Here is a 23,733-nt window from a genome sequence, read left to right as displayed (position 1 = left end):
TACGACATCGAGACCGGCTCGATTGACGCCCTGGATGCCGACAACCGCAGCTTCAAGCCGATCTCCATGGAAACTCCGATCGGTGATGACGAAGACTCGCACCTGGGTGACTTCATCGAAGACTCGACCATGCAGTCGCCAATCGATGTCGCCACGGTAGAGAGCTTGAAAGAAGCGACGCGCGAAGTGCTGTCGGGCCTCACCGCCCGTGAAGCCAAGGTCCTGCGTATGCGTTTCGGTATCGACATGAACACCGACCACACCCTTGAGGAAGTCGGTAAGCAGTTCGATGTAACACGTGAACGTATCCGTCAGATCGAAGCCAAGGCGCTGCGCAAGCTGCGTCACCCGACGCGAAGCGAGCACCTGCGCTCGTTCCTCGACGAGTAAGTAACGCGCGATAACAAAACCCCCGGCATTGCTGGGGGTTTTGCGTTTTAAGGAATAAATTTCCGGCAGAGTGCCACTGTTGTCCAGCCCGACTACACTCGACTCATTCTCACCAATGAATCACCGAGGCTGCCATGATGTGGATGCCGGCCATTGCTCTCCTATGCTTGCTCGCCCCCGCTGCCGTCACCGCCCAAACATTGCATGGCGAGGGTGAGAACGGGCAAGCGATGCACCAGGAGTGGCCGCCCGGCGAGGAGACCGAGTCCGGGCATGCAGCCGGGATAAGCCGCTATCTTCCCACAGACTTGATCAGCGATCGATTCGCTGGCGTCGATCAAAGTCGTCAACCCGAACAATTCAGTGGACTGGACGATCCGCCCTCCTCATCGCAGGCCGCCACTCACTCCAGTGAACGCAGCAAGCTCTGGCACGAGTTTCTGCTCATCGGTCTTCCCGGGTTGCTGTTCCTGACGACAGTGTTGGCCATCGTGGTGAGGATCAACCGTCGTCTCAGCTCGGAAATCTCCCGCCGAATTGCTTTGGAACAAGAGCTGCGCAGCAGCGAGTACCACTATCGCGGGATGATCGAGAGCCTTTCGGCCATCGCGTGGGAAGCCAACACCCACGACTACTCCTACAACTATGTCTCGCCCCACGCGCAGGATTTGTTGGGGTATCCGCTGCACCAGTGGCGAAGGCCCGGGTTCTGGCAGAGCATCGTTCATCCGGAAGACATCGACTACGCACAGGCCTACTGCGACCGTGAGGTGGCGGAAGGCAATGATCACAGCGTCGATTATCGAGTCCTGAGCGCCGACGGCAGGGTGGTCTGGATTCGAGACATCGTGAGCATGATCGGCTATGGCCGAGAGCCGGTGATGCGCGGGCTGATGATAGACATCAGTGAAGCCAAGCAAACCGAAGAAGCGCTGCGCTTGTCAGAAGGGAAATTCGCGTCGGTGTTTGCGCAATGTCCTGACATGCTGGTCATCGCGCGTCTTTCCGACGGCTGTTTCCTGGAGGCCAATCCGGCATTCGCGGAGCAGATCGGTATCAGCCCGGCCGACGTTATCGGACGCGTGCCTTCCGAGTTGAATATCTGGGGCATTCCCGACATTGGGCACAGTCTGCTGCAACGCCTTCAGAAGGGCAGCATCCGCAATCTGGAAATGCCGTTTCGGCGCAGTGATGGCCGCCTGTTCACAGGGCTTCTGTCAGCCGAGCCCTTTGATCTGGACTCCACGGCCGCAGTGGTTCTGGTGGTGAGGGACATCACGCCGCTCAAGGAAGCCCAGCAACAACTGCAAATGTCCGAAGAGAAATTTGCCAAAGCGTTCCACTCCTCTCCCGACGGCCTTCTGATTACACGGCAAAACGACGGGCTGCTGGTGGAAGTGAACGACGGTTTCAGCCGGATCACCGGTTATCACAGTTCGTTGTCCGTAGACCGTACCACTCTTGACTTGGGCATCTGGGTAGACCTGAACGAGCGACAGCAGTTGCTTGAGCAATTGAGCCGCGACGGCTTTGTGAAAGACTTCACCAGCCATATTCGTCGCAGAGATGGTCAGATCCGCCTGTGCGAGATTTCTGCGCGGCCGCTCCCGATTGCCGGTGATGATTGCATGCTCACCATCGCGCGCGACATCACCGACCGGCACCAGATGCAGGAAAAGCTGCAATTGGCCGCGACGGTATTCGAGAGCACTGCTGAAGGCGTATTGATCACCGACACCAGACAGCGGATCAATGCAGTCAACCGCGCCTTCAGCGAGATCACTGGCTACAGCGAACTGGAAGCGCTTGGCGACACGCCGCGGCTTTTGGCCTCCGGACTCCATGACAGCGCGTTTTACGCCGCCATGTGGTACCAACTGACGGCCGAGGGTCACTGGCAGGGCGAGATCAGCAACCGGCGCAAAAATGGCGAGATCTACCCAAGCTGGCTGACCATCAGTGCCGTGCGCAACCGCGATAAACTTATCACCCACTTCGTCGCGGTGTTCGCTGATATTTCCAGCCTGAAACAGGCGCAGGCTCGGCTGGATTATCAGGCGCACCATGACCCGCTGACCGGTCTGCCAAACCGGACGCTGTTCGAAAGCCGACTGCACGCCGCGCTGATTCACTCAAAAGCGGCTTACAGCCTCGGCGCGGTGTTGTTTCTGGACCTGGACCGCTTCAAGCACATCAATGACAGTCTCGGCCACCCGGTCGGCGATCTGCTGCTGAAGAGCATTGCGGTGCGCCTGAAGGAGAACCTGCGCGACATCGACACCGTCGCGCGACTCGGTGGCGATGAATTCATCATCCTGTTGCCTGGCCTGCAGAACCCAGGTGACGCCGAAGTCGTGGCAACCAAGTTGCTCAACAGCTTTTCGGCACCGTTTCAGGCGGGCGAACACGAGTTCTTCATGAGCACCAGCATCGGCAGCGCGCTGTTTCCCACCGACGGCGCAGATGTCGCCACCCTGATCAAAAATGCTGACGCGGCGATGTATCGCTCAAAGGCCAAGGGGCGCAACCGCGTCGAGCACTACACGCGCGATCTGACCGCTCAAGCCAGTGAGCGGATTGCCCTGGAGCACGAGCTGCGGCGGGCCATCGAGCGTAATGAATTCACCCTGTCCTACCAGCCCAAGATCAGCTTGCTGACACACAGGCTGGTCGGCGCCGAAGCACTGATACGCTGGTTCCACCCCACTTTTGGCGATGTCCCACCCGAGCGATTCATCCCGCTGGCAGAAGAAAACGGCATGATCCTGCAAATCGGCGAATGGGTGCTCGATACGGCCTGCCAGCAGTTGCACGAGTGGAACCAGCGCTACGATGTGTTTGGTCCCTTGTCGGTAAACCTCGCTGGCGCCCAATTGCGTCAGCCCAACCTGGTCAACAAGGTCGAGCGACTACTGCTCCAGCACCAATTACAGCCAGGCTGTCTGCAACTGGAGATCACCGAAAACTTCATCATGTCGCAGACCGAAGAAGCGCTTTCGGTGCTGCATCGCCTGAAGAAACTCGGCGTGCAATTGGCCATCGACGACTTTGGCACCGGCTACTCCTCACTCAGTTACCTCAAACGCCTGCCGTTGGATATCCTCAAGATCGACCAATCGTTTGTGCGCGGTTTGCCTGATGACCCCCATGATGCTGCCATTGTCCGCGCCATCATCGCGCTGGGACGCAGTATGCAATTGACCGTCATTGCAGAAGGCGTCGAAACCCTTGAACAGCAGCAATTCCTGGCAGACGAAGGCTGTGAACAAATCCAGGGCTACCTCGTCAGCCTGCCCCTGCGCGCGCAGGAATTCTGTGCGACATTTCTTCGTACAACCGTTTCAGACGTTTCGGATAGCACAGCGCGTAAACCGTCGTTATAATCCGCCGCCTACTGAGGGCCTATAGCTCAGTTGGTTAGAGCAGGGGACTCATAATCCCTTGGTCCACGGTTCGAGTCCGTGTGGGCCCACCAAATAAAAAGCCGCGCATTGCGCGGCTTTTTTCGTTCTGATGCGGCATACACAGCGCGCGTCCCATCCCCTCAATCAATCACCACATGCGGCAAAAACCGGCTGCTGTCTTTTGTGATCAGACTGTCGTCTTCACGAATCCCAATCCCCGAAGCTGTGTCACCCACCACCCACGATCCGATCAGCGTGTAGCTGTCGCCGAAGCGTGGTAAAGGCGCGAACGCCTGGAGGATGTAGGGGGCATCGTTGTAGGGGCCGTCTTCGAAAATGACCTGGTCAGTCGGGGTACGGATTTCGATGTTGGCGCCTTCGCGGGAAAAGTACGGCTTGCGCACCCAACCCTTTGGCACTGCGGATTGCGGGTGCTTATCGACGAAGGACGGCAGCAGATTGGGATGGCCTTCGTTGAATTCCCAAAGCAACGGCAGGATGCCTTTGTTCGAAATGATCGCCTTCCAGGCCGGTTCGATGAACTGCGTGTCGCACTGCGGGATGGCCTGGCCGTGGGGCTCATGGAAGACATGCTCCCAGGCATGCAGCTTGAAGATGCGTTCGATCCAGCGGCCTTCGAGATCGACGAATCTGCCGTGGGCGTTCAGGCCAATGTCCTCGATGTCGATGTGGCGGGTTTCGATGCCGACATGCTCAGCCATTTTGCGCAGGAATTCAGTCGTTCCTCGGTCTTCTATCGAGCCTGACATGCACGAGAAGTAAAAAGGCCCGCCTTCCCTGATCGCCGCAAACGCCCGCACCAGATCCTCCGCCATCGAGTTGAACTGCGAAGCGTGGGCCGGCAATACGCCGCGCTGGATCTGCTCTTCAAGCCAGATGAGCTGGAACGCGCCCGCTTCATACGCCGACGTAGGCGTGTCCATGTTGGCTTCCAGCAGCTTTGCCGGGTTGACGCCGTCATAGCTGAAGTCAAAGCGGCCGTACAGATGCGGGTGGCCTTCCTTCCACGAGGTGCGGACCAGATCGAAGAACGCCTGTGGAATGGCCAGGCGGGTCAGCAACTCTTCACTCTCGACGACTTTTTCCACGACGTCGAGACACATGGCATGAAGCTCCTGGGTCGGCGCTTCGATGTCGCGTGTCATCTGCGCTTCAGTGAACTGGTAGTAGGCCCGCTCATCCCAATAGCGCTCGCCGTCGATGGTGTGAAAGTTGAACCCTTCACGCTCGGCCGTCTGGCGCCAATCAGGACGTTCCTGGATGCTGATCCTTTTCATGGGTAACGTCCCTGTTATCCGCCGAAGCTTGAGCCGCTGCTTTTGCCGCCCCAACCGCTGCGAGCGGTGGCCTGGCTACCAAACCCGCCACGGGAAACAGACGACGAGACGGAGGAGTTACGACCAAGGGTGCTTTTGCTGTAAGTGCCGGTCGAGCTGCTTCGCGCCTGGGTGGAGTTGCCGAAGGTTTTGCCCTGCTCGATCTGGCGCGAGAGTGTGGAATACCCGTATCCACCCCGCGAGTCCCGCTCCTGATAAATGGGTTGGGCGTAGTAACGACCGCCACCGCCGGAGAATCCGTTGACCATGTTGCTGACGAGCATGCCCATCAGGAAGCCATTCACCCCGGAACCGAAGCCACCACCGCCGCCGCCACCGGACTGGTTAGCCTGTGCCTTCGCTGCGTCGACCTGGGACTTGGGAAGCTCACCGGAAATTTCCAGCTGGAAGCCGCCGAGCTTGGGCGTGAACTTGCCATCGGCATTCTGCTGGCAGTAATCGGGGACAAAATCTGCTTCGCAAGCGGTCTTGTCGTCGTAGGTCGGGGCAATGCGGCGGTGCTCCGCCAGCGCGTTCATGTAAGCGTCCGAGCAGATGTCGACCGGGACTTTCTGGTCAACGCAGGACTGAACCGACGGGTAGGTCTGCTGCGCGGAAACTTCCACAGTATCGGACTTGCTGCACGCACTGATCGCCAGCGGCAGGGTGCTGGCCAGGACCAGCTTGAGGGAACTACGTCTCATCGATAACTCCTTTCGATAACGGGCGATCAGGTCGACGGCGTCATGCAGGCCGAGTTGAGAAAACCGACACTGATCGAGACGCTGGCGGCGTAGATGGCCGCCGCAAGCTCGCCTCGGGTGATGCGTGCGGAAAGATCCTTGAGCACTATGCTGGTGGCGGTGAAGGCCAGAAGCTGTACGACTGCCGCAATGACTGCCCAGATCACCACATCCAGTACGCTGATGCTGTAGGTGATGACGTTGCTGGCAGGTAAGGCGAAGCCGATCAGCGCACCGCCGAGGGCGACGGCGGCGGCCACATTGCCCTCTCGAATCTGGGCAAATTCCTTGTGCGGCGTCAGTCGCGTGTAGGCCATCTGAAACAACGAGAACAATCCGCCGGCCACAATGATGTAGACCACAAAACCCAGCAACGACTGGAAGCTGACAGACATACGAAGCGCTTCGAGCATTTTTTACTTCCTTTTAAATGACGGTGAAATCAGTGGACTGCAGGGTCACGCCGACCGAGGTGGTGAAGGAGACAACGCCCTCCTCGTCCTCTTCAACGGACAGCAGCAGAAACTCGCGACGATCCACCAGCCCGGTGTCCCGCGCGTACAACATGCTCAGGTGCTTGATGCGGTAGGCACCGTCAGGACTGACGACGTGCTCGTCCATGGGCGTGAGCTCGGTCTGGCCTTGTTCAGTGCCCCACTGACGACCGTACTCCCAGCCGTCATGTTCGAACACCGGCAGACCGACTTTCGACGAAGGCCCCACCAGACGCTTGAGCTCCGCCTCGCTGTTGATTGTTACGGCGCTGCTGTAGCCGAACAGGATGATGTCCTGGACGTCTTCAGCGGCAGGGCCATTCATCATGACCTGCAGCCAGTAATCTTCGTCCTCGAAGTAGAAGCGCACCAGACGGACCGATTGCCCGAGATCGACCTGACCCACTGACCAGACCACTTCTTCGTTGGGGACCACCAGTTCCGAATGGCCGTCGAGCATCAGCTTGAGCGAGTCGTCGAGGTCGAGCATACGACCGGTCGCCAGCCCGAACGGATTAGCCAGGCTTGGATTGCCGAGACCGGCCGGTGCAGTGGGGGACTCCAGGCCTAACGCGCGTTTGATCCAGCTCATGTTTCATCTCCTTTGAATTCGCGCCGAGGCGATGTAAGAAATTTTAAATTCACTGCGCCGGACCTCGCTCGAGAAGCAGCCGCGAGTGCATCAGCCAGGCCGTCACAATACCGGCAAGCGCGCCACACAGGTGTGACTCAATCGATACGCCCGTCACCGGTATGAACCCAAAAATCAATCCGCTGTAGCCCAAGAGGGTCACCAGCGCAATCGCGAAACTCGCCAGACTGCGCTGGTACCACGCCCGGGCCAGCAGATACGCCCACAAGCCGAAGATCAGACCGCTGGCGCCCACATGGATGACCGGCCGGCCAACCACCCAGACCATCAGCCCGCCGAGCACAACGATGAGCAGCACCACGCGGAGGTAACGTTGAAGCCCCTCGGTCGCCACCAGCCAGCTCAGCACCACAAAAGGCAGCAGATTGCTCAGCAGGTGACGGACCGAACCATGCAGAAACGGGGAGAAAACGATGCCTTGAAGTCCGGATAACATTCTAGGCACCAGGCCGTGGGACAGCAGGCTGTTGGCGGTCAGGGAGTTAACCACCTGCACAACGATCATCAAAGCGGCAAGGCAGAGTATCGTCCGTAGTCCGTTTCCGATATTCATCTGCGCACCGGTAATCCGAAAAAATGAAACCGAAAAAAAGGCAGACGGGAAATCCGGCTGCCTCTTTTTAATGGTGCTTACTGCCCAGCGTTACCGCTCTGGTTTTGCGCTTTCAATCGGGCCAGAACGTCAGCTGCACCGCCGGTTTTTGCGCCGATCCCGGCATCCTGAAGACGACGCTCCAGATCGCCGCCATTGGCAACTTCGGTCAGCTCATCGGCCGCTTCAAGCCTGGCGTCCTGTTCATCCTGACGCTGCTTGATACGTGCCAAAGAACCCACTGCGGTTTCAAGTCGGCCGTTGGCACCGCCCGTTGCAGCTGCGGCGTTGATCTGCGCCTTTTGCACGCTGTCGCGGGCCTTGGCCATATCGGTCTGCTGACGCAAGCCTTTGATCTGGCTCTCAGCCTTGATGACCTGTGCGGTCAATTTGGCCACGTGAACACCAAACTGGTCTGCAGCAAGTTTCTCTTGATCGCGCAGGGCCGTCAGTTCAGCCACTTTCTCGGCACACTCGAGGGCAAGGGCTTCTTCGCCTTTATTCATCGCGGCGAGCGCTTTCTGCTCCCAGTTGGCGATGTTCTTGTCGTGCTCTTCGACGCGTTGCAGCGACAGCTTGTGCTTGGCTTTGATCTGAATCAGCTGATTGCGCGCCGCGAGCATTGAAGCGTCGGCGTCACGGATTTCCTGGTCGAGGATTCGCAGTGCCTGAGCATCGACGATGGCTTCACCCACCTCGGAAGCCCCACCACGCAGCGCTGTGACCATTTTTTTCCAAAGGCTCATTGATGTGTCTCCCGATTACTGTGAATCAATGGTTAGAAGGTCTTCGTAGGCATCAGCCGCACGAATCACGTTGTCTGCCAGCGTGAGGACTTCGTGGACGATGACCGTCAGCGAAGAGGCAGCGCTCAGGGCGCCGAACATGCTGTAGACGGTTTCGCCGTTTGGCATGGTCTCGATGCCGATCGACGACAGCGGGAAGAGGTCCCGACTGCGCAGCACTGTCTCGTTGAAAGACTTTGGGTCTTTGACCTGAGAGGCGTAGACCAGCACGGAATCAACCAGAATCTGGTCGCCCGCGATGGCAATGATGATCCGCAAGCCGCCGAACTGGTTCATTACCAGGCTCAGACTTGGCTCGGCGCCTTGAATGAGGGTCAGCTTGATCTCGTTGCTCTTCACCACGTCCAGTTCGGCGAACGCCGAGTGAAGTGTGTCGATCGTCCAATTGGTGTTCTCAGTCATGAATCCCTCCAGTTTGATCCGGTTACCCAAATAGGGCTGGCGTAGCACTTTTTCGATGTCTCTCAATACTTCCGCGTTTTCCGGAAGTACGTACAGCTCTCGTTTCACGTACCCGGCAGCCGTCAGCCGAGCGCGCATTTCGCGCATGTAATCGGTTGAAGTTTTCCGAGCCATTAAAGTTTTTCCTGAACATCACATGTGATAGCAATGCACCCTACGCGCAAGCATCCTGATAAGCAACATCTCACATGTGATGATTTTGTGAATGAAACCACGACGGCGGTGACGCGCCGCATTTGCCGGGCTTCGGATATATTCATCTTCCCCATGGTCTGTAACCCCATGAACTCAGCCTCTCTCCCCTCCTGGCTTCGCCGCGCATTGCGTCCTCTTCTGGACCCATACCGCCGCTATCGCCATGCCCGCTACATCCACGCCGGCCGCATCGTGGTCGGGTTACTGGTGTCGATTCTGCTGACGACAGGCATTAATTTGCCCCACGGTGAGTGGGCGTCGGTGACGATGCTGATCGTGATTGGCGGGTTGCAGCACCACGGCAACATCGGCAAAAAGTCGGTGGAACGGGCTTACGGGACGTTGATTGGCGCTGCGCTGGGTCTGGCGATCGTGGCCCAGGAAAGCTACTTGGGCATGCCGCTGCTGACGTACGTAGTCATGTCGTTGATCTGTGGCTTCTTTGCGTATCACGCCATTGGCAAAGGCGGTTACACGGCGCTGCTGTCGGCGATCACGCTGTTTATCGTGGCGGGCCACGGTGATAACCCGATCACGGACGGGCTGTGGCGTACCGTGGACATCCTGATCGGCATCGCCCTCGCATTGGCATTTTCGTTCGCGCTCCCGCTGTACGCCGTGTATTCGTGGCGCTACAACCTGGCGAATGGTCTGCGTGACTGCGCCCTGGCCTACGACCGCATCGCCAGCGGGCAGTCGATCACTGCGGATGAGCATGTGAAGCTGACCGCGCGAATGGGCGCAACGCTGCTACAGCTGCGTTCGTTGATGCCGTCGGTGTCCAAGGAAGTGAAGATTTCTATCGTTGAGCTGGACGCCATCCAGAGCCACTACCGCATGTGCCTGAGCATCCTTGAGATTCTTTCGAATCTGCGTCCGGCAGACGCCGGCAGTACAGGCGTGACAGCGGAGCAACGCCGCATTCGGCGCATGCTGATCGGCATGGCCCGCGCGCTGCAGACCGGTGCGACCGAGCGTTTGCAGCGGCCGACCGAGAGCTTGATCGTCGGGCCCGACGTTCCGACCGCGTCGACCGAGGTGCTGGGTTATCAACTGATGACCAGCCAGTTCACCCAGAATCTGGAAAGCCTGCAACAGCGTCTGGCGAAAACAGCGCCGGCGTGGAAGATCTGAACCACGCCAGCACGGTTATCAAAAACCGGCAGAGGATCAATAAACCGGCGGAACGACCATTTCACGCGGTACCGGCGCGCGCAGGTAATTGGCGTTGTACTCGCGCTCCGGCAGCACCACTTGCGGTGTCTCGGTATCGCCACGCGGGATCTGCTCCAGCAAGTGATGAATGCAGTTCAGGCGCGCGCGTTTCTTGTCGTCGGCCTCGACGATCCACCATGGCGCGACGTCAGTGTGGGAACGGGTGAGCATTTCCTCTTTCGCGTTGGTGTAATCCTCCCAGCGACGACGAGACTCAAGGTCCATCGGCGAGAGCTTCCACTGTTTCAGCGGGTCATGAATGCGCATCAGAAAGCGCCGGTATTGCTCGTCGTCGGTGATGGAGAACCAGTACTTGATCAGGATGATGCCCGAGCGCACCAGCATTTTTTCGAACTCGGGGACGGTGCGGAAAAACTCTTCGTACTCCTCGTCATTGCAGAAGCCCATGACCCGCTCGACCCCGGCCCGGTTGTACCAGCTGCGGTCGAACAGCACCATTTCGCCAGCAGCAGGCAGGTGTGCGACGTAGCGCTGGAAGTACCACTGCGTGCGCTCGCGTTCACTCGGCGCGGTCAGTGCGGCCACACGGCAAACACGCGGATTGAGACGCTGTGTGATGCGCTTGATCGCACCGCCCTTGCCTGCCGCGTCCCGGCCTTCGAACAGCACGACCACCTTGAGCTTCTGGCTCACCACCCAGTCCTGCAGTTTTACCAGTTCGCCTTGCAGGCGCAGCAGCTCACGGAAATACAGGCGGCGATCAATCCCTTTGGGCACCTCCTCACCCAAGTCAGCCAATAAGCCATCCAGGCGCGCGTCGTCGTACTCCATTTCCAGTTCTTCGTCGAAGCTGTCGAGGATATCGGCCTGGATGTAGCGGGCGGTTTCGGAGAAATCCAGAGTCATGACGAGGCTCCCGGCGTGGATTCAAAGGGGGTGGGGAGGGAATTTAGGCACGTCGGGGGTGACAGAAGAATGACAAAACCCTTACAGCGCAGAAAAGTCCTGCATAACCGGCGCAAGTTCCCGTACGCCCATCCCTGCTGGGCAAACAGCGACAATGACCTCGGTTGCCACCGTGCCCCCTGGTTCGAATATCACCCAAACCCCTACGGAATCTCCTAACATGCCCCGCTTGCCGAAGGAGATCCGCCCTTGCCTGACACCCGCCCACCAGCGCTCGACGACATCGACCGCAAACTGATCGCCGCGCTGCAAATCAATGCCCGGGAACCGGTCGCCTATCTGGCGCGGCAATTGGGCGTCGCGCGCACGACCGTGACCTCGCGACTGGCGCGCCTGGAGAAAGCCAAAATCATCACCGGCTATGGCGTGCGTCTGGGTCAGCGGCTGGTGGATGGCGGCTTGCAGGCTTATGTCGGGATCACCGTGCAGCCCCGCTCGGGCAAGGAAGTGTTGCGGCGACTGAGTGCGATGGCGCAGGTGCAGCAATTGTGCGCCGTGAGTGGCGAGTTCGATTACGTCGCGTGGCTGCGTACGGATTCGCCAGAGCAGCTAGATCAGATGCTTGATTTGATCGGCAGTGTCGATGGCGTCGAGAAGACCACCACGTCGATCATCCTCAGCAGCAAGATCGACCGCGGGCAGCCGTCCTGAATGGGCCAATTCTGACAATGTGACGAACCATCTCGTCACTTTGCATGACTTCTCGACACAACGACGACACTCTGCGTCTTATTAACGTCCCAACTGTTATCTAGACTTGTCCCCTTTCGCGCCCCACTCGAACAAGGTCAGTCATGAAGAACAATCGCCACCCTGCCAACGGAAAGAAACCGATCACCATTTTCGGCCCGGACTTCCCGTTTGCCTTCGATGACTGGATTGAACACCCGGCGGGCCTGGGCAGCATTCCGACGGAAAACTTCGGCAAAGAGGTGGCGATCGTCGGCGCAGGCATCGCGGGCCTGGTGGCGGCTTATGAGCTGATGAAGCTGGGCCTCAAACCCGTCGTTTATGAAGCCTCCAAAATGGGCGGCCGTCTGCGTTCGCAACAGTTCGAAGGCGCTGAAGGCATCATCGCCGAGCTGGGCGGCATGCGCTTCCCTGTCTCCTCCACCGCGTTTTATCACTACGTCGACAAGCTCGGCTTGGAATCCAAACCCTTCCCTAACCCGCTAACGGCTGCGTCCGGCAGCACGGTGATTGACCTGGAAGGCAGCACCCACTACGCACAGAAACTGTCGGACTTGCCTGCGCTGTTTCAGGAAGTCGCCGACGCCTGGGCCGACGCGCTGGAGGACGGCTCGCAGTTTGCCGACATTCAGCAAGCTATCCGCGACCGCGACGTGCCTCGGCTTAAAGAGTTGTGGGACAAGCTGGTGCCGTTGTGGGACGACCGCACGTTCTATGATTTCGTCGCCACGTCCAAAGCCTTCGCCAAACTGTCGTTCTATCACCGCGAAGTGTTTGGTCAAGTCGGTTTCGGCACCGGTGGCTGGGACTCGGACTTCCCGAACTCGATGCTGGAGATCTTCCGGGTGGTCATGACCAACTGCGACGATCACCAGCACCTGATCGTCGGCGGCGTCGGGCAAGTACCCATCGGCATCTGGCGCCACGCCCCTGAGCGGTGCGCGCATTGGCCCGAGGGCACCAGCCTGTCGACGCTTCACCGGGGCGCCCCGCGCACGGGGGTCAAGGGCATCAGCCGGGCCGCCAACGGCCAGTTCGCGGTCACCGACAATCTGGGTGACGTTCGCCATTACGATGCGGTTCTGGCCACGTGCCAAACTTGGTTGCTGACCACCCAGATCGAGTGCGAAGAATCGCTGTTCTCGCAGAAGATGTGGATGGCACTGGACCGCACGCGCTACATGCAGGCGTCGAAAACCTTCGTCATGGTCGACCGGCCGTTCTGGAAGGACAAAGACCCGGAGACCGGCCGCGACCTTATGAGCATGACTCTCACTGATCGCCTGACCCGTGGCACTTACCTGTTCGACAACGGCACCTATTCCAACGGCGTCGAGAAGCCGGGGGTGATTTGCCTGTCCTACTCGTGGATGAGCGACGCGCTGAAAATGCTGCCTCACCCGGTGGAAAAACGCGTCAGCCTGGCGCTTGGCGCGCTGAAAAAGATCTACCCGAAGGTCGATATCGCCGCGCGCGTCATCGGAGACCCGATCACCGTGTCGTGGGAATCTGACCCACACTTCCTCGGCGCCTTCAAAGGCGCGCTGCCGGGCCACTATCGCTATAACCAGCGGATGTACGCGCACTTCATGCAGAAGGACATGCCTGACGAGCAACGGGGCATTTTCATCGCCGGTGACGATGTGTCCTGGACACCCGCCTGGGTCGAAGGCGCCGTGCAGACTTCGCTGAACGCGGTGTGGGGCATCATGACCCACTTCGGCGGCAAGACTCACGCCGAGAACCCGGGCCCGGGTGACGTGTTCCACGAGATCGGCCCGATCGTTTTGCCGGAATAAGGAAGCCTCTATGCGCGTCGCTCTCTACCAATGCCCGCCTCTGCCGCTGGATGTCAGCGCCAATCTTATGCGCCTGGAAGCTCAGGCAATCGAGGCATCGGCGCAGGGTGCGGCGCTGCTGGTCTTTCCGGAGATGTTTCTCAGCGGCTACAACATCGGTGCTAACGCCGCGCGGGAGTTGGCGCAAGCGAGCGACGGTCCGGCTGCGCTGAAGATTGCCGAGATCGCTCAGGCCACGGGCGTCGCGATTTTGTACGGTTACCCGGAGTTGAGCGGCGACGATCAGGTTTACAACGCCGTGCAGTTGATCGACGCGCAAGGCGTGCCGCTCTGCAACTACCGTAAGACCCATCTGTATGGCGACCTTGACAACGCGATGTTCAGCGCGGGCGATGAGCACTTTCCGGTGGTGGAATTCGAGGACTGGAAGCTCGGCTTTTTGATCTGCTACGACGTCGAGTTTCCCGAGAATACGCGGCGTCTCGCATTGGCCGGCGCAGACCTGATTCTCGTACCGACTGCCAACATGGCGCCCTACGATTTCGTCGCGGAAGTCACCGTGCGAGCCCGCGCCTTCGAGAACCAGTGCTACCTGGTGTATGCCAATTACTGCGGCAGTGAGGGCGAGATCCATTACTGCGGTTTGAGCAGCATCTGTGCGCCAGACGGTCGGCAAATCGGGCTTGCCGGTCAGGATGAGGCACTGGTGATTGCGGATCTGGATCGTGAATCGATGAGCGAATCTCAGGCGATCAATACGTATTTCAAGGATCGCCGGCCGGGCTTTTATTCCGGTCTGGGTAAACCCTAGGGTAATCGCCCAGCGTCGGCACTGAGCACGCCCCACCCTGCACGCTCGTTATCCGCTAGCATGGCCGCTCAGTCATCAAACATCACAAGCGCCATGCCCAACGACATCAGCCGACGATCACTCACCCTGCCCAATGGCTTGAACGTGGTGCTTTTTTCGGCCTCACGTTTAAAGCGTTGCGCCGCGGCATTGCGGGTGGCGGCAGGCAGTCATGACGTGTCGGCCCGCTGGCCGGGGCTGGCGCATTTTCTCGAGCATCTGTTCTTTCTCGGCACCGAGCGCTTTGCGGACGACGAAAAGCTGATGGCATTCGTGCAGCGTCATGGCGGGCAGGTGAACGCCAGCACGCGCGAGCGCACCACCGACTTTTTCTTCGAGCTGCCGCGCGCCGTGTTCCTCGACGGTCTTGAGCGGCTGTGCGAAATGCTCGCCCATCCCCGTATGACGATTGCCGATCAGCTACGAGAAAGGGAGGTGCTGCACGCGGAATTCATCGCCTGGTCGCGGGACGATGCCTCTCGTGATGGGCTGAAACGTCTGCAGCCCTTGTCGGCCTTTCATCCCCTGCGCGGGTTTCATGCAGGCAATCGATTCAGTCTCCCGGTTCCGCGTCAGGCATTTCAGCATGCGCTGCAGGATTTCTATCGACGGTTCTATCAGGCCGGACAGATGACGTTGAGCCTCGCGGGGCCTCAGTCGCTGGATGAGCTGGGGGAACTTGCAGCGCAATCTGGCGGGTATTTCGCTCAAGGCAGCCGGGTTGAGCAGCAGAGACCACCTGCGCTGCTCACTGATGAACCGAAGCCAATCGGTGAGGCTGATCAGCGTCGGATGCATCTGACGTTCGCGTGCGAAGGCTTACCGGTAGGGCAGGAGCAGGCCGCGGCGTTTCTCTGCACCTGGATGAATGACGCGCAAGGGGGCGGGCTGGTGACGGAGCTGCGTGACCGAGGCTTGATTGAATCGCTGAAGGCCGAGGTCATGTATGAGTTTGCCGGCCAGGCAGTCATCGACATTGAGATCGCATTGGCCGCGAAGGCACCCGACGCGTCAGCGCACGTGTCAGCAATGGTCTTCAGCTGGCTCGCCTTCTTCAAATCCCATTACCGCCCGTTGCTCGAAGAATCCGCGCGGCTGGAACAAAGGCGCCTGTCCGCCAGTGGTGCGCTGTCGCTGGCGCGGTATTTCAGCGCTGAACCTGATAAGGCGGGTCTTTCGGTAGACGCGGTCAACGCACTGCTCAGCCAGCTCACACCACAGACGCTGTTGCAGGCGCAAGGCGAGTCTTCGGCGTACGAGGCCTCAAGCGTCCATTGGCGCCTGCCCAAACCCAATCCATTTCTCAAGCAGACAGCGCCAGCCACTGCGCCGACCTCGCACTTGCCTGCGCTGACATTCAGCGACGCGTTGCCAGCAAACGGCGAGGCCGCGGTGTACGTGCGATGGACGCTTGCCACGGCGCAACCAACGCTTGCACGAGTGCTGGGTGAAAGCTTGAAACCACTGGCTGCTCAGGCCAATCAAGCGGGGGTCACGCTGGCATTCAGTTCTTACGGCAGGTTCTGGCAATTGAAAGCCTCAGGCTTGGCGGAACCGTTGACCGCCGTGCTGGAACAGGCGGTGCGTCTGCTCGGCCAGCCGGCTGCGCAAACCCTGGCGCGCTACAGTGCGCCAGATAATGAACCGGCCCTCATCCCGATACGTCAGCTGTTGAAGACCTTACCTGATCATTATTTGAACAACTCAGTCCCCCAACAGACTGACAATCTGCAGCGCGTGTGGGCTGAGGCCAGTTGGACAGGGTTTGCCACGGGCTTTACACCCTTAGCGCGAAATGGGTTAAGCCACGCCGCTCGGCTTATCCCCGGTTTCCCGGGGCATTCAACGCACGCGACACTTCGGGCTTCCGGAACGCGTTGGGAAGTTGAACCGTCAGAATCTGCCGAAGTTGCGCTGTTGATGTTCTATCCGACGCCATCCGATTCTCTCCACGATGAGGCCACGTGGCGACTCTTCGCACAGCTGTTGCAGGCCCCGTTCTACCAGCGCCTACGGGTCGAGTTGCAGTTGGGTTACGCCGTTTTCAGCGGTTTCCGACAGATCGCTGGCCAGGGCGGTCTGTTGTTCGGCGTGCAATCGCCCAGCGCGAGCGCGGAGCAACTCGTTGCGCATATCGAGGCCTTCATCGAGGGTCTGCCGACATTGATCAACGCCGCAGACTTACCCGCCCAAGTACAAACCCTGCAGGATCAGCTCGAAACGGCTGACATGGAGCATCCGCAAGCGGCCGATCTGCTCTGGCAAGCGCATCTGGCGGGACACGGCAGCGACTACAGCGCCCGCCTGCAACATTCCCTTGCACATCTTCAGCAAGCCGCTCTGCTCGAAACCGCTCATCGGCTGGCCCAGCCCGACAGCCCCAGACTCTGCCTGTCGAACCGTTCCAGCCCGCTCTAGCCCGCTTCGGTCACGGCCCGCATACAGGTGATCATTGCCCGTTGTGCAAGGATCTTTATCGGATATTTCATCATTGGCCTTCCGATAATTTTAGTAACATAGGCCCCTAAGCATTTGAACGTCTCCGCTCGCAGGAGCACTAACGAATGTACTCACCCACCGCTGCACTAACCCAGAAGGAGTCAATTATGTGGACTAAACCTGCTTACACTGATCTGCGTATCGGCTTTGAAGTCACCATGTACTTCGCAAGCCGTTGATTGTTGCGCGGTGAGAAGCCTCGGTTCGCCGGGGCTTTTTTATTAACGCGATTCTGAATTCAGGGCCGGACTGGTCCGTCGCTACGGGGTTTACATGCACATCCAGATTCTCGGTTCCGCCGCCGGCGGTGGTTTCCCTCAGTGGAACTGCAACTGCGCCAATTGCGCAGGCTTTCGCGACGGCAGCTTGCGGGCGCACGCGCGCACCCAGTCGTCCATCGCGCTGTCGGACGACGGTGTGAACTGGATCTTGTGCAACGCCTCTCCCGACATCCGCGCACAGCTTCAGGGTTTTGCCCCGATGCAGCCCAATCGCGGCCTGCGCGATACCGGGATCAGCGCGATCATTCTGATGGACAGCCAGATCGACCACACCACCGGGCTTCTGAGCCTGCGTGAAGGCTGCCCGCATCAGGTCTGGTGCACGGACATGGTCCACGAGGACTTGAGCACGGGTTTCCCGCTGTTCAACATGCTCACACACTGGAACGGCGGCCTGGCCTGGAATCGCATCGAGCTGGAGGGCAGCTTTGTCATTCCGGCCTGCCCGAATCTGCGCTTTACGCCATTTCCACTGCGCAGCGCGGCACCGCCCTACTCGCCACACCGATTCGATCCACACCCGGGCGATAACATCGGCCTGATGGTCGAGGACCTGAGCACCGGCGGCAAACTGTTCTACGCGCCGGGCCTGGGCAAAGTCGACGATGCCCTCATGGAGAAAATGAGCGGCGCCGACTGCCTGCTGGTCGACGGCACGATGTGGGATGACGACGAAATGCAGCGCCGTGGCGTGGGCACCCGCACGGGTACGGAGATGGGTCATCTGGCGCAAAACGGCCCCGGCGGCATGCTTGAAGTGCTGGAGAAGCTGCCGCAACAGCGCAAGGTGCTTATTCACATCAACAACACCAATCCGATCCTCGACGAAGACTCGCCCGAGCGCGCTGAACTGGCGCGACGTAACGTCGAAGTGGCGTTCGATGGGATGAGCATCGAGCTGTAGGAAAGCACTTTCAGTAAACCGCGCCCCACATTCGTCAGGAAGAGTGCCGACATGAGCGATGCAACGCCGCTGTCCCCCGCTGAATTCGAACAGGCCCTGCGCGCCAAGGGCGCGTATTACCACATCTATCACCCTTTCCATGTGGCGATGTATGAAGGGCGCGCGACCCGCGAGCAGATTCAGGGCTGGGTCGCCAACCGGTTCTACTATCAGGTGAATATCCCGCTGAAGGACGCTGCGATTCTGGCCAACTGCCCGGACCGGGAGATCCGCCGCGAGTGGATTCAGCGCTTGCTCGACCATGACGGCGCGCCCGGTGAAGACGGCGGTATTGAGGCCTGGTTGCGTCTGGGTCAGGCCGTGGGACTGGACCCCGACCAGTTGCGCTCGCAGGAGCTCGTCCTGCCCGGCGTACGATTTGCCGTCGATGCCTATGTCAACTTCGCCCGGCGCGCCAACTGGCAGGAAGCGGCGAGCAGTTCGCTGACCGAGCTGTTTGCGCCGCAGATCCATCAGTCGCGTCTGGACAGCTGGCCGCAGCACTATCCATGGATCGACCCGACCGGCTACGAATACTTCCGCACCCGCCTGGGTCAGGCCCGCCGCGACGTCGAGCATGGTCTGGCGATCACGCTGCAGCACTACACCACGCGGGAAGGCCAGGAGCGCATGCTGGAAATTCTGCAGTTCAAACTCGACATTTTGTGGAGCATGCTCGATGCCATGAGCATGGCGTACGAGCTGAATCGCCCGCCCTATCACAGCGTGACCGACCAACGCGTCTGGCACAAAGGAATCGCCCTATGAGCTTCAATCGCGAACAGGTACCCAGTTGGCGCCGCGGTTATCGTTTCCAGTTCGAGCCCGCGCAAAACGGCCACGTGCTGCTCTACCCCGAGGGCATGATCAAGCTCAATGACAGCGCGAGCGCGATTGGCGGCCTGATCGATGGTCAGCGCAGCGTCGGCGCGATCATTGCGTTGCTTGACGAAAAATTCCCCGGCGTTCCCGAGCTCGGCACTGATGTCGAGCAATTCATGGAGGTCGCCCGTGCAGAACTCTGGATCGAATTTGCCTGACTCAGTGAACACCCCGTCCGACATCTACATTCCGCCCACGCCCCCGGTCGGGTTGCCGCTGTGGCTGCTCGCCGAGCTGACCTATCGCTGCCCGTTGCAGTGCCCGTATTGCTCCAACCCGCTGGATTTTGCCAAGCAGGGCCAGGAGCTGAGCACCGAGCAGTGGTTCAAAGTCATGGCCGAAGCCCGGCAAATGGGCGCGGCGCAGATCGGCTTCTCGGGTGGCGAGCCGCTGGTGCGTCAGGACTTGGCCGAGCTGATCGCCGAAGCGCGTCGGCTGGGTTTCTACACCAACCTGATCACCTCCGGCATCGGCCTGACCGAGCAGAAGATCATCGACTTCAAGGAAGCCGGGCTGGACCACATCCAGATCAGTTTCCAGGCCAGCGACGAGCAAGTGAACAACATGCTCGCCGGGTCGAAGAAGGCTTTCGCGCAAAAGCTGGAAATGGCCCGCGCCGTGAAAAAGCATGGCTACCCGATGGTCCTCAACTTCGTGACCCATCGGCACAACATCGACAAGATCGACAAGATCATCGAGCTCTGCGTGGCACTGGAAGCTGACTTCGTGGAGCTGGCGACCTGTCAGTTCTACGGCTGGGCGCACCTGAATCGTGTGGGCTTGCTGCCGACCAAAGACCAGCTCGTGCGCGCCGAACGCATCACCAACGAATACCGGGTCAAGCTCGCCGCTGAGAACCACCCGGTGAAGCTGATCTTCGTCACCCCCGATTACTACGAAGAGCGCCCAAAAGCCTGCATGAACGGCTGGGGCAATCTGTTTCTGACCGTGACGCCGGATGGTACTGCGCTGCCCTGCCATGGGGCGCGCCAGATGCCGATCCAGTTCCCCAATGTGCGCGATCACACGATGCAGCACATCTGGTACGAGTCGTTCGGCTTCAATCGCTTTCGCGGTTACGAGTGGATGCCAGAGCCTTGCCGTTCCTGCGACGAGAAGGAAAAAGACTTCGGTGGCTGCCGTTGTCAGGCGTTCATGCTCACCGGCGATGCGAGCAACACGGACCCGGTGTGCAGCAAATCGCCGCAGCACCACTTGATCACCCAGGCGCGTGATGAAGCCGAGTATGCTAGCCAGACCATCGAGCAACTGGCCTTCCGCAATGAACGAAACTCACGCCTCATCGCCAAGTCCTGACCTTCTTTCTGCCGCCCAGGCTGTGGCGGCAGGTACTGATTTCGCCGAACTCAGCGTCAGCCCTGCGGGGCTTTTCTGGAGTGAATTCCGCCCGCAAGATGCCGCGACGCGCATCTGGCGCTGGCACGACGGCGCAACTGCTTGCCTGACCCCCGAAGGTTTCAGCGTGCGCAGCCGGGTGTATGAGTATGGCGGCGGGTCGTTCTGTTTGACCGACCATGCTGTGGTGTTCGTCAATGAGGCGGACCAGCAGATTTACCTCCAGCCCTTCGACGCTCAAACCCCTCATCCCCTGACCCAGGGCGACAAACTCTTCGGAGACGTCCGCTATGCGCGTGGGCAGATTCTGGCGGTCGAGGAGGATAAGGATACCCATCGACTGGTCGCCTTCGACGTCGCCGACGGCCGCCGCCATGTGCTGGCCGAGGGCGCCGACTTTTATGCATCGCCCACCGTCAGCCCGGATGGCAATCGCCTGGTATGGATAGAGTGGTGGAGGCCCCATCAGCCGTGGACATCCACGCGACTCATGAGCGTCGAACGCCAGGCGGATCTTGCCTGGGGCCGGCCGCACTGTCTCGCGGGCGGATTGGGTCTGGAATCGCTGCAGCAACCTCGCTTTGATGAAACGGGCCGATTGTATTGCCTGACTGACCGCGCCGGCTTCTGGCAGCCGTGGGTTGAGACGCTGGATGGTTTTGAAGCACTGCCTGCCGCCCCTGCCGACCACGCTTCGGCGCCGTGGCAACTGGGCGCGTCGACTTGGGCGCCGCTCGGCGACGGCGCGTACCTCGCCGCCTGGTTCGAAGACGGTAAAGGCCTGCTCGGCGTGCGCTCGGCGCAGGATTCAGTTGAAGATTTCAGCGGCGATTACAGCCGTTTCAGAAGCCTCGCGGTGGACGCGGACTACCTCTATTGCATCGCGGCGTCGCCCGTCAGCCCCTCTGCGGTGATTGCCATCGGGCGTGCTGACAAGCACGTTCAGGTATTGGCCGGCGGCGTGAGCCCGCTCCCCGTCGAGCGCATCAGCCAGCCGCAAACCTTGCGTTATCCAAGCGGCTCGAGCGAAGCCCACGGGTATTTTTATCCAGCGATGAATGGCGACGAAAAGCCCCCGCTGGTGGTGTTTATCCACGGCGGCCCGACCTCCGCCTGCTACCCCGCGCTGGACCCGCGCATTCAGTTCTGGACGCAGCGGGGCTTTGCCGTCGCCGACCTCAACTACCGCGGCAGCACCGGTTATGGCCGCGCCTATCGCCAGGCACTGTTTCTGGAGTGGGGCGTTGTCGATGTCGAAGACGCCTGCGCAGTGGTTGAATACCTGGGCAACCAGGGCCTGATCGATCCAGAAAACGCATTCATTCGCGGGGGCAGTGCCGGTGGCTATACGACGCTGTGCGCATTGGCTTTCAAGGATGTGTTCCGCGCGGGCGCGAGCCTGTATGGGGTGAGCGACCCGCTGGCGCTGGCGGAAGCCACGCATAAGTTCGAAGCAGACTACCTGGACTGGCTGATCGGCGACCCCGACGTCGACATGGCGCGATATCGGGCGCGTACGCCGCTGCTGCATGCCGATCAGATCAAGGTCCCGGTGATCTTCTTCCAGGGCGAACTCGACGCCGTGGTCGTCCCCGCCCAGACCCGCGACATGCTCAATGCCTTACTGGAAAACGGCATCCCGGCGGAAGGGCATTTCTACCCTGACGAACGCCATGGCTTCCGCAAAGCCGCCAACCTGGCCCATGCACTGGAAACCGAGTGGGCGTTTTATCGGAAGGTGATTGATGGTTGAGGCGTCAGGCATTTGCCGTTCCGAGTGTTGATGGCCGCCCCACATCCGTAGGAGCCGGCTTGCTGGCGAACCGCGTGTCCAGACGACACTGCAGCGTCTTACATGACGCATTCGCCAGCAAGCCGGCTCCTACTCATTGCATTTGGCCCTGGAATTATCAGCGGCCAAAGATGCTGCCCTGTTTGATTTGAACCTGTGGCCCCTCTGAAACAACGAACACATTCAGTCATCCATACACGTGCAGCGCCACGGCACCGATCAATACCAGCCCCACCCCGCAGACCTGAATGGTGCTGAGCCGCTCTTTGAAGAACAGGAAGCCAAGCACGGCGGCGATCCCCCCTGAAAGGGTGCTGATGACGGTGACCACCGAAACCGATCCCACCATCACGCCATACGAGAACGCGGAGAATCCACCCAGGTTCAGCAGGCTCGCTGCCACAAGGGTTACCCCGGCGCGTACAGGCGGCAGCTTCAGGGCATCTTTCATTCGTAAAATCATCGGCGACAAAACGGCGAGGCCGACCAGATACCCCAGCCAAAGCATCGTGACGGGCCCCAATGCTGGCAACGTGTAGCGACCCTGCATCCAGAAGCTCGACCCGTACAGCAAGGCGGCGCCCAGTGCGTAACCAATCGCTTGGCGATTGTGCTTTTTCGCTCTGGAATCTTCGCCAGACGTGATGCTCGACAAAACAACCCCCAGCACACACAAAGCAATCAACGACAGTTGCGTCAGCGATATCTGCTCGCCGCTCGCCCACGACAATAGCGTGGTGAATACGCCGTACGACGTCACCAGTGGAGCCACAATTGAAGCTTTGCCGAGCGAGAACGCCTTGGATAACGCCAAGGCTCCACTCACCGTGAAAACCGAGGCCAGGACAACTAGAAGCCATACAGGCCAAGGGGCAGATAATGATTTGGAGATGAAGGCCGGATAGCTCAACAAGAGCGTGCACATGATCAGAAAGCCAAGCGCCTGACCGAAGTAAACCGCTCGCTTGACCCCTACCGCACGGGCATTGAGCCCTACCAGAAAATCTGTGCCGCCCCAGAACAGAGCGGCGAGCAATCCCAAAACAACGTCCATCCCTGACCTTCCTGATCATAAAGTCCGACGTCGGACTCTACGTCAGCTGACCTGAGACAGGAAGCGCGCTGTTGACCGGATCGGGTTACTTGCGACTGACAATGATGTAGATCGCATGGATGATCCCCGGGATGTAACCCAGCAGGGTCAGCAGGATGTTCAGCCAGAAGGCGCCAGCGAGGCCCACTTGCAGGAACACGCCCAGGGGTGGCAGCAGGATGGCGATGATGATGCGAATGATGTCCATGGGTGGAGCTCCTGTTTAATGGCCCAATGGGGGCCGCACAGCTAATCGACCTTGGGCCGTTACAGGGGTTCCGCGACACATATCATCAAGCCATGACCTTCCCGCAGGCGCACCACGCGAAGC

22 protein-coding genes, 1 tRNA gene and 1 pseudogene are annotated in these 23,733 nt (G+C 59.7%); 14 read left to right on the top strand and 10 right to left on the bottom strand.

All coding sequences use genetic code 11. From position 1 onward, the window contains the following. From ACQKEN_RS13700 to ACQKEN_RS13690, 3 genes and pseudogenes are all read left to right on the top strand, one after another. Nucleotides 1-390 (top strand): sigma-70 family RNA polymerase sigma factor (locus tag ACQKEN_RS13700; protein ID WP_427686176.1); only part of this gene is annotated, 390 nt, incomplete at its 5' end. A gap of 440 nt (nt 391-830) precedes the next feature. Continuing rightward, nucleotides 831-3,773 (top strand): annotated as a pseudogene (locus ACQKEN_RS13695) (sensor domain-containing protein); the annotation flags it as partial. 15 nt (nt 3,774-3,788) lie between these two features. Beyond that, nucleotides 3,789-3,865 (top strand) — tRNA-Ile (locus ACQKEN_RS13690). Nucleotides 3,866-3,934: 69 nt separating this feature from the next. On the opposite strand, the gene ACQKEN_RS13685 is transcribed toward ACQKEN_RS13690, so the two are convergent. From ACQKEN_RS13685 to ACQKEN_RS13655, 7 genes are all read right to left on the bottom strand, one after another. Next, the gene (locus tag ACQKEN_RS13685) at nt 3,935-5,092 is read right to left on the bottom strand and encodes a glutathionylspermidine synthase family protein (RefSeq protein WP_427686174.1); all 1,158 of its coding nucleotides are present in this window, start codon (nt 5,090-5,092) and stop codon (nt 3,935-3,937) included. 14 nt (nt 5,093-5,106) lie between these two features. After that, on the bottom strand, nt 5,107-5,835 hold the full coding sequence (locus ACQKEN_RS13680) for a DUF1190 domain-containing protein (protein WP_427686172.1): 729 nt from the start codon (nt 5,833-5,835) through the stop codon (nt 5,107-5,109). Between the two features lie 26 nt (nt 5,836-5,861). Continuing rightward, nucleotides 5,862-6,287 carry a DUF350 domain-containing protein gene (locus tag ACQKEN_RS13675; RefSeq protein WP_427686170.1) on the bottom strand — a complete coding sequence of 142 codons (426 nt, stop codon included), beginning with the start codon at nt 6,285-6,287 and terminating at the stop codon, nt 5,862-5,864. Between the two features lie 13 nt (nt 6,288-6,300). Beyond that, entirely contained in the window at nt 6,301-6,960 is a 660-nt protein-coding gene (locus ACQKEN_RS13670) for a DUF2491 family protein (protein WP_427686168.1), read from the bottom strand. A gap of 49 nt (nt 6,961-7,009) precedes the next feature. After that, nucleotides 7,010-7,573 (bottom strand): rhomboid family intramembrane serine protease, encoded by a 564-nt coding sequence (locus ACQKEN_RS13665; RefSeq protein WP_427686166.1) that lies wholly within the window; start codon nt 7,571-7,573, stop codon nt 7,010-7,012. 77 nt (nt 7,574-7,650) lie between these two features. After that, entirely contained in the window at nt 7,651-8,358 is a 708-nt protein-coding gene (locus ACQKEN_RS13660) for a PspA/IM30 family protein (RefSeq protein WP_427686164.1), read from the bottom strand. 15 nt (nt 8,359-8,373) lie between these two features. Next, nucleotides 8,374-8,994 carry a YjfI family protein gene (locus ACQKEN_RS13655; protein ID WP_427686162.1) on the bottom strand — a complete coding sequence of 207 codons (621 nt, stop codon included), beginning with the start codon at nt 8,992-8,994 and terminating at the stop codon, nt 8,374-8,376. Between the two features lie 168 nt (nt 8,995-9,162). On the opposite strand from ACQKEN_RS13655, the gene ACQKEN_RS13650 reads away from it, so the two are divergent. Continuing rightward, on the top strand, nt 9,163-10,209 hold the full coding sequence (locus tag ACQKEN_RS13650; protein ID WP_427686160.1) for an FUSC family protein: 1,047 nt from the start codon (nt 9,163-9,165) through the stop codon (nt 10,207-10,209). 36 nt (nt 10,210-10,245) lie between these two features. Here the strand turns inward: ACQKEN_RS13650 and ppk2 are convergent, their stop codons facing one another. Next, nucleotides 10,246-11,157 (bottom strand): polyphosphate kinase 2, encoded by a 912-nt coding sequence (ppk2, locus tag ACQKEN_RS13645; RefSeq protein WP_074886916.1) that lies wholly within the window; start codon nt 11,155-11,157, stop codon nt 10,246-10,248. A gap of 249 nt (nt 11,158-11,406) precedes the next feature. Here ppk2 and ACQKEN_RS13640 point away from each other — a divergent pair, with 249 nt between their 5' ends. The 10 genes from ACQKEN_RS13640 to ACQKEN_RS13595 all read left to right on the top strand — a co-directional run bounded on the left by ACQKEN_RS13640 (nt 11,407) and on the right by ACQKEN_RS13595 (nt 22,270). Then, entirely contained in the window at nt 11,407-11,868 is a 462-nt protein-coding gene (locus ACQKEN_RS13640; protein ID WP_427686158.1) for an Lrp/AsnC family transcriptional regulator, read from the top strand. Between the two features lie 143 nt (nt 11,869-12,011). Continuing rightward, entirely contained in the window at nt 12,012-13,706 is a 1,695-nt protein-coding gene (locus ACQKEN_RS13635) for a flavin monoamine oxidase family protein (RefSeq protein ID WP_427686156.1), read from the top strand. Between the two features lie 10 nt (nt 13,707-13,716). Next, nucleotides 13,717-14,517 (top strand): carbon-nitrogen hydrolase family protein, encoded by an 801-nt coding sequence (locus ACQKEN_RS13630; RefSeq protein WP_427686154.1) that lies wholly within the window; start codon nt 13,717-13,719, stop codon nt 14,515-14,517. 93 nt (nt 14,518-14,610) lie between these two features. Further along, nucleotides 14,611-16,974: a pyrroloquinoline quinone biosynthesis protein PqqF gene (pqqF, locus tag ACQKEN_RS13625; protein ID WP_427686152.1), complete on the top strand. Its 2,364-nt coding sequence runs from the start codon at nt 14,611-14,613 to the stop codon at nt 16,972-16,974. A 188-nt stretch (nt 16,975-17,162) separates the two neighbouring features. Continuing rightward, nucleotides 17,163-17,234, top strand: a complete 72-nt coding sequence (pqqA, locus tag ACQKEN_RS13620) for a pyrroloquinoline quinone precursor peptide PqqA (RefSeq protein WP_008365141.1) — start codon at nt 17,163-17,165, stop codon at nt 17,232-17,234. Between the two features lie 94 nt (nt 17,235-17,328). After that, nucleotides 17,329-18,240 (top strand): pyrroloquinoline quinone biosynthesis protein PqqB, encoded by a 912-nt coding sequence (gene pqqB / locus ACQKEN_RS13615; RefSeq protein WP_427686150.1) that lies wholly within the window; start codon nt 17,329-17,331, stop codon nt 18,238-18,240. 51 nt (nt 18,241-18,291) lie between these two features. After that, nucleotides 18,292-19,047 carry a pyrroloquinoline-quinone synthase PqqC gene (gene pqqC / locus ACQKEN_RS13610; RefSeq protein WP_074886902.1) on the top strand — a complete coding sequence of 252 codons (756 nt, stop codon included), beginning with the start codon at nt 18,292-18,294 and terminating at the stop codon, nt 19,045-19,047. Continuing rightward, nucleotides 19,044-19,319 (top strand): pyrroloquinoline quinone biosynthesis peptide chaperone PqqD, encoded by a 276-nt coding sequence (pqqD, locus tag ACQKEN_RS13605; protein ID WP_065991309.1) that lies wholly within the window; start codon nt 19,044-19,046, stop codon nt 19,317-19,319. The genes pqqC and pqqD overlap by 4 nt, the downstream gene beginning before the upstream one ends. Then, entirely contained in the window at nt 19,264-20,478 is a 1,215-nt protein-coding gene (gene pqqE, locus ACQKEN_RS13600) for a pyrroloquinoline quinone biosynthesis protein PqqE (protein WP_427686147.1), read from the top strand. Before pqqD ends, pqqE begins: the two co-directional genes overlap by 56 nt. Next, entirely contained in the window at nt 20,444-22,270 is a 1,827-nt protein-coding gene (locus tag ACQKEN_RS13595) for a S9 family peptidase (RefSeq protein ID WP_427686145.1), read from the top strand. The genes pqqE and ACQKEN_RS13595 overlap by 35 nt, the downstream gene beginning before the upstream one ends. Nucleotides 22,271-22,496: 226 nt before the next feature. Here ACQKEN_RS13595 and ACQKEN_RS13590 read toward each other — a convergent pair whose 3' ends face one another. Both ACQKEN_RS13590 and ACQKEN_RS13585 read right to left on the bottom strand, forming a co-directional pair. Then, nucleotides 22,497-23,363 (bottom strand): EamA family transporter, encoded by an 867-nt coding sequence (locus ACQKEN_RS13590; protein WP_427686143.1) that lies wholly within the window; start codon nt 23,361-23,363, stop codon nt 22,497-22,499. Between the two features lie 85 nt (nt 23,364-23,448). Continuing rightward, nucleotides 23,449-23,610 (bottom strand): YqaE/Pmp3 family membrane protein, encoded by a 162-nt coding sequence (locus ACQKEN_RS13585; protein WP_331100174.1) that lies wholly within the window; start codon nt 23,608-23,610, stop codon nt 23,449-23,451. Between the last annotated feature and the right edge of the window lie 123 nt (nt 23,611-23,733).

It is taken from the genome of Pseudomonas sp. NPDC078416 (genome assembly GCF_050268485.1).
Lineage (GTDB): Bacteria > Pseudomonadota > Gammaproteobacteria > Pseudomonadales > Pseudomonadaceae > Aquipseudomonas.
Note: the sequence above shows the minus strand (reverse complement) of the source record. Positions and strands in the feature narration are given on the sequence as shown.

What these genes read in the sequence shown, in the direction of transcription:
- ACQKEN_RS13685 (WP_427686174.1), bottom strand. Translation starts at nt 5,092, where the DNA reads ATGAAAAGGATCAGCATCCAGGAACGTCCTGATTGGCGCCAGACGGCC.
- ACQKEN_RS13680 (WP_427686172.1), bottom strand. Translation starts at nt 5,835, where the DNA reads ATGAGACGTAGTTCCCTCAAGCTGGTCCTGGCCAGCACCCTGCCGCTG.
- ACQKEN_RS13675 (WP_427686170.1), bottom strand. Translation starts at nt 6,287, where the DNA reads ATGCTCGAAGCGCTTCGTATGTCTGTCAGCTTCCAGTCGTTGCTGGGT.
- ACQKEN_RS13670 (WP_427686168.1), bottom strand. Translation starts at nt 6,960, where the DNA reads ATGAGCTGGATCAAACGCGCGTTAGGCCTGGAGTCCCCCACTGCACCG.
- ACQKEN_RS13665 (WP_427686166.1), bottom strand. Translation starts at nt 7,573, where the DNA reads ATGAATATCGGAAACGGACTACGGACGATACTCTGCCTTGCCGCTTTG.
- ACQKEN_RS13660 (WP_427686164.1), bottom strand. Translation starts at nt 8,358, where the DNA reads ATGAGCCTTTGGAAAAAAATGGTCACAGCGCTGCGTGGTGGGGCTTCC.
- ACQKEN_RS13655 (WP_427686162.1), bottom strand. Translation starts at nt 8,994, where the DNA reads ATGGCTCGGAAAACTTCAACCGATTACATGCGCGAAATGCGCGCTCGG.
- ACQKEN_RS13650 (WP_427686160.1), top strand. Translation starts at nt 9,163, where the DNA reads ATGAACTCAGCCTCTCTCCCCTCCTGGCTTCGCCGCGCATTGCGTCCT.
- ppk2 (WP_074886916.1), bottom strand. Translation starts at nt 11,157, where the DNA reads ATGACTCTGGATTTCTCCGAAACCGCCCGCTACATCCAGGCCGATATC.
- ACQKEN_RS13635 (WP_427686156.1), top strand. Translation starts at nt 12,012, where the DNA reads ATGAAGAACAATCGCCACCCTGCCAACGGAAAGAAACCGATCACCATT.
- ACQKEN_RS13630 (WP_427686154.1), top strand. Translation starts at nt 13,717, where the DNA reads ATGCGCGTCGCTCTCTACCAATGCCCGCCTCTGCCGCTGGATGTCAGC.
- pqqF (WP_427686152.1), top strand. Translation starts at nt 14,611, where the DNA reads ATGCCCAACGACATCAGCCGACGATCACTCACCCTGCCCAATGGCTTG.
- pqqB (WP_427686150.1), top strand. Translation starts at nt 17,329, where the DNA reads ATGCACATCCAGATTCTCGGTTCCGCCGCCGGCGGTGGTTTCCCTCAG.
- pqqC (WP_074886902.1), top strand. Translation starts at nt 18,292, where the DNA reads ATGAGCGATGCAACGCCGCTGTCCCCCGCTGAATTCGAACAGGCCCTG.
- pqqD (WP_065991309.1), top strand. Translation starts at nt 19,044, where the DNA reads ATGAGCTTCAATCGCGAACAGGTACCCAGTTGGCGCCGCGGTTATCGT.
- pqqE (WP_427686147.1), top strand. Translation starts at nt 19,264, where the DNA reads ATGTCGAGCAATTCATGGAGGTCGCCCGTGCAGAACTCTGGATCGAAT.
- ACQKEN_RS13595 (WP_427686145.1), top strand. Translation starts at nt 20,444, where the DNA reads ATGAACGAAACTCACGCCTCATCGCCAAGTCCTGACCTTCTTTCTGCC.
- ACQKEN_RS13590 (WP_427686143.1), bottom strand. Translation starts at nt 23,363, where the DNA reads ATGGACGTTGTTTTGGGATTGCTCGCCGCTCTGTTCTGGGGCGGCACA.
- ACQKEN_RS13585 (WP_331100174.1), bottom strand. Translation starts at nt 23,610, where the DNA reads ATGGACATCATTCGCATCATCATCGCCATCCTGCTGCCACCCCTGGGC.